We start from the raw sequence: 14,925 nt of genomic DNA on the forward strand, positions 1-14,925 counted from the left end.
TACCTTAATTTAAATCAAACCGGACTTTTTGTTTTGCCCATACTTTTACGGGGTTACCCTTATATTTTGCAGGAGAAAAACGCCAATTTCTAACACCTCTGAGTGCTACAGCATCAAATATCCCTGCAGGACTTGATGCAATGATCTTTGCGAGTTCCACCCTTCCATCTTTTGCGATCAAAAGATTAACTATGACATACCCTTTGAGACCTTTTTTTGCTGCAGCCTTAGGATATTCCATCTCCGAACGTGAAAGTACTCTTGGTTTTGTATCCACCGTACCTTCACTCATGGCAGCATCCGCAGCAACATCTCCCAAAATATTCCTTGCATCCCCTGTGATATCTCCTGAGCTAAACTCTGGTATATCCATTGCTATGCCTCCAAGCATTGAGGCAAGATCCGGCAGTGGTGCTTTAGGTGGTGCTTTTTTGGGCTTCGGCTTCGGCTTCGGTTTTGGTTTTTTCACCTCTTGTATCTGCTTTTCCATCTTCACATAACGCATAGGGTCTTTGACCTTTTGCTCTTTTTTCTTCACTTTCGTATTAAAAGAGACAACTAGAAGTACCATCAGGGAAGTACCCAGTAACATCGACAAAAGAGCATATCTTTTGGCACTGTCTCTTTTGAACTTTTCTCTACTCATGCTGGATTATCCCATCTCTTTAGAGGTGGAAACTGCTACATCTTTTGCACCAGACATACGACATTCATCTACCACATCTATCAGTGTTTCTACAGGGATGGTATCATCAGAGATGACCAGTACAGATTTTTCAGTCGCAGTACGCAAGAGATCTCTCAGTTTACTTTGAATGGCCCATAATTTTACAGGTTGATTATCTATATAGACCTCTCCTGTGTTATCTATGTAAACACGGACTACTTTAGAATCCGACTTTGTAGCAGAAGAGGCAGAAGGACGGTTCAAGTCCAGTTTCATATCTTTTACAAATGTAGTGGTTACCATGAAAAAGATCAATAGAATAAAAACCATATCGATCAATGGTGATACATCTACATTCTCTACATCTTGTTTTTTTGGTCTAATTCTCATCTGAATCCTTCGTGCATATTATGTCTGTCATTTGTTCAAATTCAAGCTGAAAACGTTCAGCTTTTTTATCGAGTACCCGTCCAAAGATAAGTCCGGGAACAGCTACGACCAAACCTAGTTCAGTCGTAAAAAGTGCTTTAGAAATACCACCTGATATACTTGCACCTTGTGAGAACATAGAACTGTTCTGAAGTGCATCAAATGTTTCGATCATCCCTATAACAGTTCCCAGTAGTCCTACAAGTGGTGCAAGCACCACAATGGTTTTAGTAAGCGTCACATATTTACTTGTATCGATGTAGTAAGGGAAAAGTGCTCCATGGATATGTTGTCTCATGTTTGCACTTATTTTTTTTGCATCTTTGGCTGCCTGCAGAGCATCTGCTACCGCATGATCAAGTATTCCACGTATCGCTTGTGTTTCGCCTCTTTTTTCATGTTTGTCTATAAGACGACGGATGTTTCCTTGCGTCCCTCTCTGCAGAATAAAATGGCGATATCCTAGGGCATACCATAGCAAGAGATTAAGTACAAAAAGAACCCACATCACTAACCCTCCAGTATTCATAAGGTCAATAAACCTCCCAATAGCATCAAATAACATTTGCATTTTAAACTCTATGTTTCTCGTAAAGGTTAACGATACGTAAGGCACTTTGCTCCATAGAGTCTTTGATACTTTGTCCCCATCCTGAAAGAAGATTCCCGATCAAAAGAAGAGGAATCGCAACGATAAGCCCTAGCATTGTGGTTACAAGTGCTGCAGAGATTCCCCCTGAAAGCAATTTAGGATCTCCCGTACCAAATTCAGTGATCACATCAAATGTTTCTATCATTCCTGTAACGGTACCAAGTAGTCCCATTAGTGGTGCAACTGCTGCAATGACCAGTACAAAACTACCAAACCTGTCTATTTGGCTACTCTCGTTGAGAATATTTTCCATAATGATATCTTCAACATGTTCTCTGTTTTTATTAATGTTTCTTAGAGTAGATTTGATCACTCTGGCAGTTGATCCTTCGTACCCCTTGATAGAATCAAGTGCTTCATGACTTTTACCATTTTCTACTTTGTTGATCACGATCTCAGTGATCTGTTTAACGTTAGATCCTGCTCTAAAAAGGTTGAATACCCTAAAAAGTATAAGAAGAAGACCAAATAAACCAAGAACCAAGATGATGTATCCTATAGTTCCACCACCTTCTACTGTGTCACTCATGGTTTTTTCTTTTACATAATCTATCTCTTTATCAAGATTCTCATAGGTAAAGATATCGATGCTCTCTCTCATTTCTTTTGCAAAGAAGGCTTTGGCATCATCTGATGACCCCACAGCCTTCCAAAGTTTATAGGCACCATTACCTGCTGGAGCCAATGCCCCTGTAGCTTCTGCAGAAATTCCATAAGCAGCTATATTTCCTACCTTTACAATATCGCCTTCTACACGTTTACCGTCAGGAAGATAAAATTCCCCTTTGGTATTTTGTAGTGACGAAAGTGTGCTGTATAGTTCACCGGCATCGGTAAAAGCCTGTTTAAGTTTGTCTGTATCTGATGTCGCATTATTCTCTAAAACTGTTACACCATACTCTGCAAGTGTCATACGTGCCTGATTGACTACATTTTCTGTAATATCTTTATTATCTGTAGAATCACTCAGTTTTAATGTTAGTTTCGAAAGTCTCTCGGTATCCAAATCAACTTTTTTATTTAGATCCAGTAGAGTTTGTTGCAAATTCACTATTTTTTCTTTGGCTTTTAAAAGATCCTCATCGTGCTGTACTGTTTCTAAAGCAAGTCTTGTAGTCAATTCAGCTTTTTGTGCTTTAAGAAAAGCATACTCTTTTTGATACGCTCGGGTTAGTTCATCCGCATTGGCTGTTGACATCAGCAAAACAAGTGTGCTGACAGCTAAAAATATTTTCTTCATTAGTTAACTCCTCTTAGTAGCAATGCATTTGGTAGTGTAAAGTACCCTGTTCTGATCTGTTTTTGCAGTGCATCAAATAGATTGACTATTTGTGTTCTCTGTACTTCATCCGCCACAGTTACATACTGATATACATCCCCCTTCTGTTTAACATACCCCACTTGATCATCAAGTGTAGAAAAGAACATCATGACTGAACCTATTTTGGCGATTTTTGCCAATTTTTCTTCATTATCAATGGTGATTTCTTGTTTGAAAAGTCCTATCTCCTTAGTCAGACGTAGAGCATCATCATAACTTGCCCAAGTCAGGGCAAGTGCTTTTTCCTGAGTGATGTCACCATTATTTAAGTCCGTTTTGATTTTACTTAAAGCAGCAAGTCTATCTTCAACCTTGAAAGGGATACCTGCTTTGATTTGTGAAGAAAGAGTTAAAAGAGCATCATAGATCATAGGTTTAATATCTTGACCCTTGTTACCGATCTCGTTAAGTTGGTCTTCTACTTTATCAATATTCTGTTCAGTAAGTTTAAGTGATGTTTCTTGTCTATTGATCTGTGCTTCATTATCAGTACTTTGCATAGAAAGAGACTTCATTTGAGATCTAAAATAATCTTTGTTCTCATCTATCTTTGTATAAAGGGATTCAACATCTCCTCGAAGTGTCATGATTGACTTAACCATATTCTCATCGTTCTGAGCATAGAGATTAGAACTAAAAAGTACCCCACAAGCTATTACACTAAGTAATGCCTTATTTCCCATTGTAATCATTGTTACTCCAGTATAAAAATTAATTTCGGGATAATAATGTGATTTGGTAATAAATTGGTAATATTATGGTTACATTACGGTTACCATTAAATGGAAGAGTTTACATTAGAAAGAATATAGCCGTGAGAAAAGTGTCAGACAAGTATAGATTCTACTTGTCTGACATATAGATAGTATGATAAGAAATTATTTTGTATTACCCGTACCATTATCAAAGATGGCTTCAAGTACTGCTGCTTCATCTCCTGAGAACTTCGTAGGGTTAGTCCCTGCAAGTGTTACATTAGTAAATGTTGTAAGAAGGTCGATTGAACTTCCCGTCTTCGCTCTTGAGTGGATCGCTCCAAATGCTGCATCTGCACCGTTATGTGTAATGGTTACATTCTCAAATACACCACCGATAACCTGGTTGTCACTTGGTTTAAAGTAGATACCACCTTCTGCACCGTCGCCTGCACCATGTGTAATAGTTACATTTTTATATGTCGCACGTGTTGATCCTGACATTTCGATACCTGCTTTTGCACCGTTAGTGATAGTCAGACCATCTACTGAACCAGCCCAACCCTCATCTGTATCAAATGAATCATCTTGTGCACCATCGATCACAATGTTCGTAAGGTTTACTGTACCACCCCAGATCTCGATACCATCATCACCTGAACGGTTTACAGTAATGTTATCAACTGTTGTTCCTGAACCTACACCTACGAAACTAAGTCCGTTGATCTCTTGGTTTGTAACTACTTCAACACCTGTGTTATTCAGTGTTACATATGTCAAGACACCTGAACTGTCTGTGTCATTACCAGTCCCTGGAACTGTACCGTCTACCTCATATGCTGAAGTCTGATCGTTACCGGCATTACCGATAAGTGTTATACCACCCCATTGTCCAAATGCTTCAGCTGCTCCATCCACTGCCTCTTCTGATGTAAAGAGAATAGGTGCTACTGATGTACCTGATGCATTAAGTTGTGCACCTGGGTGTACAAGCAACCATCCGTTTGTTCCGGATTTACCTGCTACTGTTGTACCTGGCTCTACTGTCAGCACCACTCCGTCTGCTACTTCTACTTTACCATTAAGCAACCATACTTTATCTGCTGTCAGTGTTGTATTCGTTGTAATAGTCCCTGTGATCTCTTCTTTTGTTACTGCATCTGCAATCGTTGCACTGGCAGTTCCTACATCAAAGCTAAAGTTTGTATAGTCATCTCCTGTAATACTATTCTCATTAGTAACGGTATCCCCTTCTTTAACAACTTCAAAACTTAATGAATCCCCTGCAATACCTTCATAAACTTTATCAGTTGGTTCATAATATAAGATAAATGCCGTACCTTCTGCTACAGTTTCTTTTTGTGTATAAAAGAAATTCACATTGAAACACTTATTTGCCATAACTGCAGCTGTAGCATCAACAGATACACCGTTTGCGAGAGATGGGAAACAAAGGTTTCCATTAGTATACGTAGGGAAAGATACCAAATCTGTATCTACCCTCTCAAGGTTTGCAATATCTCCAGCTACATGTGTATATACCTTTTGAACAGATGGCATAACTAAAGCATATTGTGAACTATCTTGGCTGTCATACGCTACATAAAAACTTGTGTTGCTGTAATCCGCAGCATGAAGTGATCCACTGAGTGCATATACTGCCATTAATGAACTTGCTAAAAATTTTGGTTTATTAAACATTTTTTATCCTTTTTATATAATATTTTATTTCTTAATCTTCACATGTACCCGTAATTGGGTTCACATTTTGACATACTGTTACAATAGGTTCATCTTCACATTCACCTGTGATTGGGTTCACATTTTGACATACAGGCTCATCAACGATCACGGTTCTTGTTGCTGTACCTATATTCCCTGCAACATCTGTTGCAGTATAGGTAATTATATAAGTAGCAGCGATTGATGTATCTACAGTACCTGTCATCTCTGGTGTGATAGTTCCATCTACATCATCATTTGCTGTTGCTCCTGCATCTACATATGTACTGTCTTGATCTACATGTACTGTTGCGTCACCTGTAAGTGTTACTACAGGTGCTGTTGTATCTTCAGGTACAACTTCAACAACTATCACGGTTCTTGTTGCTGTACCGATGTTCCCTGCAGCATCTGTTGCGGTATAGGTCACTGTATATGTTCCAAGAACTGAGGTATCGACATCACTTGTCATCTCTGGTGTGATAGCTCCATCTATATTGTCATTTGCTATTGCTCCTTCATCTGTATATGCACTGTCTTGTTCAACATTTACCGTTGCTCCACCTGTAAGTGTCACTACCGGTTCTGTTTTATCTACAGCGTCTACGATCACAGTTCTTTCAGCAGTACCAATGTTCCCTGCAGCATCTGTTGCGGTATAGGTCACTGTATATGTTCCCGGTACTAAGGTATCTACATCACTTGCCATCTCGGGGATGATAGCTCCATCCATATTATCATCTGCCGTTGCTCCTTCATCTGCATATGTACTGTCTTGATCTACATGTACTGTTGTATCACCTGAAAGTGTTACTACAGGTGCTACTGTATCTGGGGCATTTACTACTTCTATAGTTCTTGTTGCACTACCTGTATTCCCCGCAGCATCTGTTGCAGTATAGGTAATTGTATATGTACCAAGAACTGAGGTATCAACACTACCTGACATAATAGGAGTCATCATGCCATGAACATCATCATTTGCTGTTGCACCCGCATCCGTATAGATAGAATCAAGAATAACTTCAACTTCTTCATCTCCTTGAAGTGTAACTATTGGAGCTACTGTATCACCAATGGAGTCATTCATATGAGCTTCTGCATCTTCTTCAGAAACAAGTACAAGTGAACTGTTGTAATCTGAAAGCATAGTATTTGCAAGAGTATCAAAAGTTCCGCTTGTAGGATCAAGGTTTTTTATAACTGCATTTAGTTTATCTGGATCTATAGTGATCACTTCATCATATACACCATCATCATCTAAAGACTGTAACAACTGTGCCAAGTTCACTGCAGCTTCGACATTGTCCGGGAATATTCTATATGGAGTAATGGTATCGTTCTCTCTTACAGCTACAGGACCAAATGTCATTGCACCTAGTTGAAACGATACATCATCTCCGTCATTACATGTTAGTTTACCCTCTGAGGTTGTTTTGCCTGTAACTCCTGATGGAGCACAAGTATAAGATAACCCTTCTACAACAGAGTCTTTAAACGTTGCTGTTGCACTTGCTGCTGTATTATCATCACTATCATTGCATCCTGTCAATGCTAAAACAGAGATAGCTGCCACTGAAAGCATCAAATTTGCTTTTTTCATTTTTATTGTCCTTAAGTTAAAGTTTACAATGGCACATTAACTAAGACAGATAACACAATAGATACAACTTGGATACAGTTTGGTTACAATATGATTGTTTTTGATAGTTATAAAATTGTTATATTTTATAACTACAATTTTCTATGCACTTTATAAAAAAGAACTACGAATTATTGTTAGCCTCCACTCTATTTATAACGATTATAGGGACACACTATCCTTTCTATAAAGCTATTATTTTGATGCTTGAGTTTATTGTTATTATAGAAGTGATAAAAATGATCGCGGAGTTTATAGAAAAGAAAAGATTACGGCTTAGATATGTGATTGATGTATTTATTATCTTTTTGATACGGGATGTGATCATATTGACTACAAACCCCGATAAAGAGCATAAAGAGATACTCTTTTTACTCTTAGTGATCTTCGTTTTTTTTCTCTTTAGAATCTTAGCGGTACAGTTTTCACCCGTACTCCATAAAAAAAGAACTGAACAGAAATAACTTTAAAGTAATTTATATCCAACACCCCACACAGGAGCAAAGTACTCTTTTACTGCTTCAGGGTCTAGCTTTTTTTTAAGTCTGTTCATTGCTACATTGATGGTTTTATCATGAAAATTGATACTATCATCACCCCATACTTCATCACGTAAAAAGTCTCTGTCTAAAGGTTGATGTGGATTCTTGACAAAAGTATGCAGTAGTTTAAATTCTAAATTGGTTAATTCTATACGCTTGTCATCTATGAAAAGCTCTCTTTTTTGCATATCAAGTGCAAGATCTCTATATTTTAATTTATCACTTAAGCGTACACCACTTCGTTTAAGCAATGCTTCCACCCTTAAGAGAAGTTCCTTGGTATTAAAAGGTTTTGTCATGTAGTCATCGCCACCACTCACAAATCCCTCTTCAAGGTCTTTCTCTTTGTCCTTAGCGGTGAGAAAGATCACAGGTATTTCATACCCTACTTCTCTCATCTTGGCAACAAACTCACTTCCTTCAAGACCTGGGAGATTTCTATCGACTATCATGAGTGCAGGGTTTTCCTCTTCTAAAAACTGTTCTACATTTTCTGAAGAAAGAAATCCTGTAACAGCGTATCCCTCTTTTCCAAGATGGTATTCAAGAAGTTCTAAAATATCTGCTTCGTCTTCAATAACGATGATTTCTATATCTGTATTTTGCATATGATAGCATAGTATATATCGGTAACAATTTGATTACAGTTTAAATGGATTAATCAAATATCTTAAAATGAAAACTTTATAAAGGAAGTTAGCAACCAAGACAGAAAGGAGAAAGAATAAAAAATGTTTATATGCTTAAAAAAAGGGGGGGGAAGCATATATCTTGATTGATTATGGATAGTATAGCTATTATCCAATTTCCCAAGAAGGTCATTTTGAAAAAAAGTTTTTCAAAATATGCCTAGTTGAGAATTCTTACACTCTCTTTAGCCAGCTACACCCTTAATGATAAAAAAGATCATGGCAGAAAGTGCAGCTGCAGCCGGAACAGTGATGACCCATGCTGCAACAATTTTTTTCACCATGCCACGCTTCACATAGTTCTCACGTAATGAACGTTTAATGCTTTTTACTTTTTTCTTTTGTACTTTAATAAGTGCTTCTTGTTTTTTATACTCTTCAACTGTTTGAAGTGATACTAGTTCTGCTTTAAGTGTATCTTGTTTTGCAATTTCTATTTGAAGTTTCTCTTGTTTTGTACCCATCTCTTTGCTATCAAGCCACTCTCTAAGGAAGCCTACACCAAATATAGCTCCAACCGCGATATGCGTAGATGAAACAGGTAAACCAAGCTGAGAAGCGATAACTACAGTGATCGCCGCAGCCATCATAATAGAAAAGGCTCTCATCTGGTCAAGTTCGGTGATCTCAGTACCTACAGTTTTAATAAGTCTTGGCCCAAATAGTGCAAGACCAACAGAGATACCCACACCACCAACTACCATGACCCATAACGGGATAGCAACTTTTGTTGAAACGGCTGTAGTACTTAAGGCATCATAAACTGCAGCCAAAGGGCCAACAGCATTGGCAACGTCGTTTGCACCATGTGCAAAACTTAAAAGTGCCGCAGCAAAGATAAGTGGTATAGTAAAAAGAAGGTTGATGGATTCTCTACTTCTATCCAGACCGATAACTTTTTTTGCTACTCTGGGCTTGACGATGATGTATGTGATCATCGCACCAATAACACCAAAGATAAGAGCGATCGAAAGGGTAGGTTTTTTCGTTTGTGGTAAAAAGCTAAGTGTTTCTACGATCACAGGCCAAACTTTTTTCAGCCCTTTAAGCGTAAGATATGTGATAAATGCTGCTGCCATAAGAGCCACCAAGATAGGTACGATCTTCTTTGCAGCTGCTAATGTATCTTCTTTATAAACGATTTGTGATTTGATAACATAAAGGAAAATCGCTGCGATCACACCACCAAGTACAGGAGAGATCACCCATGAAGCAGCGATCTTACCCATCGTGCCCCAAGAAACGATAGCAAAACCACCTGCAGCGATACCACCACCGAGTACACCTCCTACGATAGAGTGTGTCGTTGATACTGGTGCTTTAAGCCATGTAGCAAGGTTGAGCCATAGTGCTGCTGCAAGTAGTGCTGCAGACATACCATAGACAAAAAGCATAGGGTCATTACCAAATGCATCTGGAGAAATGATCCCTTTTTTAATAGTCCCAACTACATCTCCACCAGCGATGAGCGCCCCTGAAGCTTCAAAGATAGAAGCAATAATAATAGCCCCACCTATAGTCAATGCACCCGAACCCACTGCAGGTCCTACGTTGTTAGCTACATCATTTGCACCAATGTTCATCGCCATATACGCACCAAATACTGCTGCAAGGACTAAAAAACCTCCGTGTGTTGATTCTCCCATGATGCTGTTTGCATAAAATGCTACGGCTACGGCAAATCCCGCACCAAGTATCATTTTGAATGTATTGTTCATTTTATTCCTTCATATCGGTATTAATGGCGGAATTATAGAAAAAAAGTATTACAATTTTGTTACCAAATTGTAACCAAAATAGTGGGTATTGCATTAAAAAGAAAAAGGTGGATTTTTAGAGAAGATAAGATGGGCATAAATGCCCACCTTTAGGAGATTATAAAAAAGTTGGATTAGAATTTATAGATCATATCCAGCTGTACACGAGTATAGTCTGGCTCCATTCCGTCTATTTTACTTTTGCTTTCATAAAGTTCATTGAAGAAGAAGTTACCAGCAAGATAGAGGTTTTTACCCGCTTTGTACTTTGCTCTAATCGCATGACCTTTTGCAGCAGTACCACCACCAAAGTTATCTGAGTCAGAATATGCACCATATGTCGCATCTTCTTCAAGATCTGTATACGAGTATTTTACTTGCCAATCATTGATATCTTTAGCTTTACCTAATTGAAATGCTAGATCATACCCAAAGTTATTGTCATCTGGATCTACGTTATATGCAACGGATGCTGCGATTTTAAATGGTTTACCAAATACATCTTTAAACTGTAGTTCACCAAATCCTTCTACAATATGATAATCATTTTCATACAAACCATTTGCATCTAAGGTGTTACCTTTACTACTACCAAAAAGAGTGGTGTTGCCTTGTAACCCATCATAATAATAGATACCCGCACCTAAATTAAGTTTTGCAAACTCTAATTTTGTTTTGTGCACGTATTGTGCATAAAAGAGGTTAACATCATCTGCTGCATCTGCAGCTTTTTCTTCCAAAGTTACTTGGTTCGCACCTACAGTGATTATCTTTGTATCATCATTATACTGGTAATTTACCCCGTTCAATGAAACATCGTTATCCCAAACAAGTTGTGATTTAATAGGTCTGTACATCATATATGGTTGTCTACCTACTTTATAAGTAGAGTTACCAGATGTATACGCCAAACCTAAAATATTGAATCTAAGTGACTGGAAAAAGTAGTCATTCAAATTCTCATCATCATAGAATGTTTGGTTTCCTGAAGTTGGGTTTGCAAAACCACTTCTCATGCCAACTTCAAATTGAAGATTATCTATTAAATCAATCTTTGCCCCTAGTCTTAAACGATATCTATTTCTATATGTATTGTCAGCATCATCTCTTTCTATACTCTCATATCTTAATCTTAAATCACCTTTGAAATGTACTCTGTCCAAAAAGCTTTTTTCAGATGCTACTTCTACTACCGGTTCCACTGGAGTAATGTCTCCACCCGCCATTGCTGCTGTCGCTACTGCTGCTATTGATAATACAATTTTTTTCATTTGTATACTTCCTTGTTTGTTTTGATGGCGAGAGTATAGAAGAAATTGGTTACAGAATGGTTACAAAGGTTGTATTAAATTTATTACCTGATCATTACTTGGTACTAGCCTAGCAAATGCTAGAAGTATATGTGAGCTGTAGAGCACGATCCATTCGTTACCATTGTGTTATAACTATATTATACTATTTTATTATCTCATATGAGAAAATAGTAATTGAAAGGGGAAAAGGATGAAAATAAGTAAAATACTTCAAAAAGTAGTCAAGAAAGAGGGAAAACACTCACTCACATCTAAGACTATTGTAAAATTCAAGAATTCAAAAGAATTCAACTACCTCGTTGATACAAGCCGTTCATAAATAATTAAGATCCGCACGGGTTCATTCCACCGCTTATTATTATAACGCACCTAAAGCAAAGCTTCATGTGCTACTTACGATTCGGCATTTAGTGCCTCACTTGCACTGCATTTTAATGCTTGTCAGCAGTTGGCTCTCGCAACTTGTTGCTCTAACTATTTCCAAATGGGTTCATTCCACCCATCATTCCCATAGCTTGAGACTTTTTATTGTCTTCTACCATTTGATTAATATCATTCATCGCTGAGATGAGCAATATCTGCAACGATGCCTTATCATCAAGTAGTGAGTCATCTATACTTAGGTCTATGACTTCGCCTGCACCATTCGCTGTAAGTTCTACAAGACCACCGCCAGCTTTCGCTGTCAGTTGTACATTTTTCGCCTGTTCTTGTATCTCTTTGGCTTTATCTTGCATCTGCTCCATCATCTTACCCATGTTGCCCAAGTCCAAGCCTTCAAACATTATTCTAACCCTTCAAATTCTTCAGCAATGCTGTTGTCATCATCGAGTATGACAATTTTTGGTAAATGTGCATCTGCTTCCTGTTCATTCATAGTAGCATACGCAATAATGATGATCTTGTCACCTTTATGTACTTTTCTAGCCGCTGCGCCATTAAGACAGATATCTCTGTTCCCTGCTTCTCCAGGAATGATATAGGTAGAGAATCGCTCACCGTTATTAACATTGACGATATCGATCTTTTGTCCGACACGCATACTGGCAGCGTCCAAAAGTTCCTGATCAATGGTAATTGAACCTACATAATTCAAGTTTGCATCTGTTACGGTAGCTCTATGTATTTTAGAATAAAGCATTGTAATGTTCATAATTGCTCCTATTTACAAAATATCGGGATTATACCAAAATCCCCTCTTAAACTTCATTATACTGAAAAAATGTGAGGAAATTGGGTAAGTAGCCCTAAAATTGTGTTAGGGCTACTCAAAATAGTCGAGAGACTACTATTTGGCCAGTGATGCTGGAGTTATTGCATCTCCCCACATGATATCAGGGATCACAAACTCAGAGACAACATTTCCACCAATGATATGCTCATCTATAATTCTGTCCATCTTCTCTTTTGTTAAACTTACATACATTGTATGACCTGGTTCAACAAGCATTACTGGGCCAACCGCACAACGATTTAAACATCCAGTCTGTATAGGTGTTACTGTACCTATAATACCTTTTAGCATCAATTGCTGTGCAAGGTATTGAAAAAGTTCTTGTGACTCTTTATCATCTGGTTTAACACAAGATGGTTTTGGCATCCCTGGAGGAGCTGACTGTTGACACTTAAAAATATAAAACGCTGGTTGTGGTATACCTGGAACCATAATAATCCTTTGGAGTTTAATTAGGAGTATTTTACTCTGATTTACTTAATAGGAGTTTAAACCAACGCCATTGACCTGTATCAAGCCTTTATATGTTACCTTTGAATATAATCTACCTATCTTTCCAGTGAGGACAACGATATGACATACCCCGATTTTTATTCAAAAATAACCCCTATAAAACTTTATGACCCTTTAAGTGATTTTCTTGGTGCCTTTCAAGAAGGAAAATTAGAGATAAGCTATCTTGATTGTGTCAAGTTGGCTGGACACTCCTGCCCTACAGTAGCAGGTGCGTACCTGATGGCTGCCAGAGGAGTAGCTGCACTTTATAGAGACATGCTCCCACAAAGAGGATCTATAAAGGTCGAGATGAGAGACAATGAAAGTGCCGGAGTTACAGGGGTTACAGGCAATATCCTCTCATTTATTTTAGGCGCTGGCGGTGCAGGAGGGTTTAAAGGCATACAAGGAAAATTTTCTAGAGATGATCTTCTCCTCTATGGGGTTCTTATCGATGCAGATGTGAGACTCACGCGTCTTGATACCATGCAAAGCGTAAATCTCTCTTATGACCCTTTCCTGGTTAAAACAGACGAACAGATGAAACCACTTATGGGCAAAAGCCTCATGGGACTTGCCTCCCCAGAAGAGAAAAACATGTTTCAGACACTTTGGCAGAATAGGGTTGAAGAGATTCTTTTAAATACAGAGGATCATACTAAGCTGATCACTATTACACAGGATTAGCAAGGGAGAGAATTTGCAAACGTCTCGGAACTTTTAAGATCGATCTTCTAAAAGTTCTCTCACAACTGCTCTATCATCAAAAGGATGCTTCACCCCTTTGATCTCTTGATAGTCTTCATCCCCTTTGCCAAGGATGAGAAGAACCTCGTTCTCTTCGAGTGCATCAAGTGCCATTTTTATGGCAAGTCTTCTATCTGGTGTAGCAGTCACATGGTCTTTGCCATGTAGCCCTAAAAGAATGTCTTCAAGTATCATTTCGGGTACTTCATCTCGAGGGTTGTCACTGGTGACATATATCTTATTTGCATATCTGCCTGCAACCGCTCCCATACGAGGGCGTTTCTCTTTATCTCTGTTTCCGCCTGCGCCAAATACCACTGAAAGGTCTCTGTCTTTCATGGATTCTAACACTGCGTGCATACCGTCATCTGTATGTGCAAAATCTACGATCACAAGTGGATCTCGACTCACCACTTCCATACGCCCTGAAACCCCTGCAAAGTACTCTACCACTTCACATATCTCTTCTATACTCCTTCCCGTCAACATTTGAACGGAACCTAGTGCTGCCATAAGATTAAAGAGGTTAAAGAGACCTACCATAGGAGAGTGGAATGTTGCTTCAGTCTGTAAGTGTTTTATGCCTGCAGTAATTCCATGCAGCAAAGAGAAAGCCTGCACTTTAAACGTTGCAGGTTCATCCACGCCATAACTTTGTGCCCCTATAGGGTTATATGTAATGTTTTTAATGTCATCTTTATTCAGAAGTTTCGGTGATTCATCTGCAAAAAAGAGACTTTTGACACGTCTGTACTCTTCAACAGTCCCATGATAGTCCAAATGGTCACTAGTGACATTGGTATGGACCTTAAGCGCGAAGGTTAAACCTTCTATACGTTGTTGATCTATCGCATGTGAACTTACTTCCATAATGAAGTAGTTACAACCAAGGTCCATCGTCTGCTTCATATTGTGCAGTGTTTCCAAGATCGAAGGCGTGGTCATGCTCTTCTCTTCTATACGCTTTTCCTGCGCAAATAAGCCACGTGTTCCTTGTAGTGCTGGCTTCTCATCCAGATC

General features: G+C 38.5%; 17 protein-coding genes. 3 read left to right on the forward strand and 14 right to left on the reverse strand.

From position 1 onward, the window contains the following. Positions 1–4: 4 nt before the first annotated feature. The 7 genes from ABYK33_RS04100 to ABYK33_RS04130 all read right to left on the reverse strand — a co-directional run bounded on the left by ABYK33_RS04100 (position 5) and on the right by ABYK33_RS04130 (position 7,089). A complete protein-coding gene (locus ABYK33_RS04100) occupies positions 5–646 on the reverse strand; it encodes an energy transducer TonB (RefSeq protein ID WP_373031698.1) in 642 nt (213 codons plus the stop codon). Positions 647–652: 6 nt separating this feature from the next. Further along, positions 653–1,057 carry an ExbD/TolR family protein gene (locus ABYK33_RS04105; RefSeq protein ID WP_373031699.1) on the reverse strand — a complete coding sequence of 135 codons (405 nt, stop codon included), beginning with the start codon at positions 1,055–1,057 and terminating at the stop codon, positions 653–655. Next, positions 1,047–1,667 (reverse strand): MotA/TolQ/ExbB proton channel family protein, encoded by a 621-nt coding sequence (locus tag ABYK33_RS04110; RefSeq protein WP_373031700.1) that lies wholly within the window; start codon positions 1,665–1,667, stop codon positions 1,047–1,049. Before ABYK33_RS04110 ends, ABYK33_RS04105 begins: the two co-directional genes overlap by 11 nt. A 1-nt stretch (position 1,668) precedes the next feature. After that, entirely contained in the window at positions 1,669–2,988 is a 1,320-nt protein-coding gene (locus tag ABYK33_RS04115) for a MotA/TolQ/ExbB proton channel family protein (RefSeq protein ID WP_373031701.1), read from the reverse strand. After that, positions 2,988–3,761: a DUF3450 family protein gene (locus tag ABYK33_RS04120; protein ID WP_373031702.1), complete on the reverse strand. Its 774-nt coding sequence runs from the start codon at positions 3,759–3,761 to the stop codon at positions 2,988–2,990. Before ABYK33_RS04120 ends, ABYK33_RS04115 begins: the two co-directional genes overlap by 1 nt. Positions 3,762–3,947: 186 nt before the next feature. Continuing rightward, on the reverse strand, positions 3,948–5,465 hold the full coding sequence (locus tag ABYK33_RS04125) for a right-handed parallel beta-helix repeat-containing protein (protein ID WP_373031703.1): 1,518 nt from the start codon (positions 5,463–5,465) through the stop codon (positions 3,948–3,950). 31 nt (positions 5,466–5,496) lie between these two features. Next, positions 5,497–7,089 (reverse strand): immunoglobulin-like domain-containing protein, encoded by a 1,593-nt coding sequence (locus tag ABYK33_RS04130; RefSeq protein ID WP_373031704.1) that lies wholly within the window; start codon positions 7,087–7,089, stop codon positions 5,497–5,499. A gap of 143 nt (positions 7,090–7,232) precedes the next feature. On the opposite strand from ABYK33_RS04130, the gene ABYK33_RS04135 reads away from it, so the two are divergent. Further along, entirely contained in the window at positions 7,233–7,592 is a 360-nt protein-coding gene (locus ABYK33_RS04135; protein WP_373031705.1) for a phosphate-starvation-inducible PsiE family protein, read from the forward strand. A 2-nt stretch (positions 7,593–7,594) separates the two neighbouring features. Here the strand turns inward: ABYK33_RS04135 and ABYK33_RS04140 are convergent, their stop codons facing one another. The 3 genes from ABYK33_RS04140 to ABYK33_RS04150 all read right to left on the reverse strand — a co-directional run bounded on the left by ABYK33_RS04140 (position 7,595) and on the right by ABYK33_RS04150 (position 11,387). Next, a complete protein-coding gene (locus ABYK33_RS04140) occupies positions 7,595–8,278 on the reverse strand; it encodes a response regulator transcription factor (protein WP_373031706.1) in 684 nt (227 codons plus the stop codon). A 266-nt stretch (positions 8,279–8,544) separates the two neighbouring features. Beyond that, positions 8,545–10,077: an inorganic phosphate transporter gene (locus ABYK33_RS04145; RefSeq protein WP_373031707.1), complete on the reverse strand. Its 1,533-nt coding sequence runs from the start codon at positions 10,075–10,077 to the stop codon at positions 8,545–8,547. A 173-nt stretch (positions 10,078–10,250) separates the two neighbouring features. Then, positions 10,251–11,387, reverse strand: a complete 1,137-nt coding sequence (locus ABYK33_RS04150; RefSeq protein WP_373031708.1) for a putative porin — start codon at positions 11,385–11,387, stop codon at positions 10,251–10,253. Between the two features lie 232 nt (positions 11,388–11,619). Here ABYK33_RS04150 and ABYK33_RS04155 point away from each other — a divergent pair, with 232 nt between their 5' ends. Then, positions 11,620–11,748: a hypothetical protein gene (locus ABYK33_RS04155; RefSeq protein ID WP_373031709.1), complete on the forward strand. Its 129-nt coding sequence runs from the start codon at positions 11,620–11,622 to the stop codon at positions 11,746–11,748. Positions 11,749–11,899: 151 nt separating this feature from the next. On the opposite strand, the gene ABYK33_RS04160 is transcribed toward ABYK33_RS04155, so the two are convergent. The 3 genes from ABYK33_RS04160 to ABYK33_RS04170 form a co-directional block, all read right to left on the reverse strand. Continuing rightward, positions 11,900–12,214: a YbaB/EbfC family nucleoid-associated protein gene (locus ABYK33_RS04160; RefSeq protein WP_373031710.1), complete on the reverse strand. Its 315-nt coding sequence runs from the start codon at positions 12,212–12,214 to the stop codon at positions 11,900–11,902. Further along, on the reverse strand, positions 12,214–12,582 hold the full coding sequence (gene panD / locus ABYK33_RS04165) for an aspartate 1-decarboxylase (protein WP_373031711.1): 369 nt from the start codon (positions 12,580–12,582) through the stop codon (positions 12,214–12,216). Before panD ends, ABYK33_RS04160 begins: the two co-directional genes overlap by 1 nt. Positions 12,583–12,717: 135 nt before the next feature. Then, positions 12,718–13,095, reverse strand: coding sequence for a ferredoxin (locus tag ABYK33_RS04170; RefSeq protein WP_373031712.1), 378 nt, complete (start codon positions 13,093–13,095; stop codon positions 12,718–12,720). A gap of 141 nt (positions 13,096–13,236) precedes the next feature. Here ABYK33_RS04170 and ABYK33_RS04175 point away from each other — a divergent pair, with 141 nt between their 5' ends. Further along, positions 13,237–13,845, forward strand: coding sequence for a hypothetical protein (locus tag ABYK33_RS04175; protein ID WP_373031713.1), 609 nt, complete (start codon positions 13,237–13,239; stop codon positions 13,843–13,845). A gap of 33 nt (positions 13,846–13,878) precedes the next feature. On the opposite strand, the gene ABYK33_RS04180 is transcribed toward ABYK33_RS04175, so the two are convergent. After that, on the reverse strand, positions 13,879–14,925 hold a 1,047-nt coding region (locus ABYK33_RS04180), incomplete at its 5' end, for a UDP-N-acetylmuramoyl-L-alanyl-D-glutamate--2,6-diaminopimelate ligase (protein WP_373031714.1).

The sequence above is a fragment of the Sulfurovum sp. genome (assembly GCF_041562805.1).
GTDB lineage: Bacteria > Campylobacterota > Campylobacteria > Campylobacterales > Sulfurovaceae > Sulfurovum.

Coding starts and splice junctions, on each gene's coding strand:
- ABYK33_RS04100 (WP_373031698.1), bottom strand. CDS start 646: ATGAGTAGAGAAAAGTTCAAAAGAGACAGTGCCAAAAGATATGCTCTT.
- ABYK33_RS04105 (WP_373031699.1), bottom strand. CDS start 1,057: ATGAGAATTAGACCAAAAAAACAAGATGTAGAGAATGTAGATGTATCA.
- ABYK33_RS04110 (WP_373031700.1), bottom strand. CDS start 1,667: ATGCAAATGTTATTTGATGCTATTGGGAGGTTTATTGACCTTATGAAT.
- ABYK33_RS04115 (WP_373031701.1), bottom strand. CDS start 2,988: ATGAAGAAAATATTTTTAGCTGTCAGCACACTTGTTTTGCTGATGTCA.
- ABYK33_RS04120 (WP_373031702.1), bottom strand. CDS start 3,761: ATGATTACAATGGGAAATAAGGCATTACTTAGTGTAATAGCTTGTGGG.
- ABYK33_RS04125 (WP_373031703.1), bottom strand. CDS start 5,465: ATGTTTAATAAACCAAAATTTTTAGCAAGTTCATTAATGGCAGTATAT.
- ABYK33_RS04130 (WP_373031704.1), bottom strand. CDS start 7,089: ATGAAAAAAGCAAATTTGATGCTTTCAGTGGCAGCTATCTCTGTTTTA.
- ABYK33_RS04135 (WP_373031705.1), top strand. CDS start 7,233: ATGCACTTTATAAAAAAGAACTACGAATTATTGTTAGCCTCCACTCTA.
- ABYK33_RS04140 (WP_373031706.1), bottom strand. CDS start 8,278: ATGCAAAATACAGATATAGAAATCATCGTTATTGAAGACGAAGCAGAT.
- ABYK33_RS04145 (WP_373031707.1), bottom strand. CDS start 10,077: ATGAACAATACATTCAAAATGATACTTGGTGCGGGATTTGCCGTAGCC.
- ABYK33_RS04150 (WP_373031708.1), bottom strand. CDS start 11,387: ATGAAAAAAATTGTATTATCAATAGCAGCAGTAGCGACAGCAGCAATG.
- ABYK33_RS04155 (WP_373031709.1), top strand. CDS start 11,620: ATGAAAATAAGTAAAATACTTCAAAAAGTAGTCAAGAAAGAGGGAAAA.
- ABYK33_RS04160 (WP_373031710.1), bottom strand. CDS start 12,214: ATGTTTGAAGGCTTGGACTTGGGCAACATGGGTAAGATGATGGAGCAG.
- panD (WP_373031711.1), bottom strand. CDS start 12,582: ATGAACATTACAATGCTTTATTCTAAAATACATAGAGCTACCGTAACA.
- ABYK33_RS04170 (WP_373031712.1), bottom strand. CDS start 13,095: ATGGTTCCAGGTATACCACAACCAGCGTTTTATATTTTTAAGTGTCAA.
- ABYK33_RS04175 (WP_373031713.1), top strand. CDS start 13,237: ATGACATACCCCGATTTTTATTCAAAAATAACCCCTATAAAACTTTAT.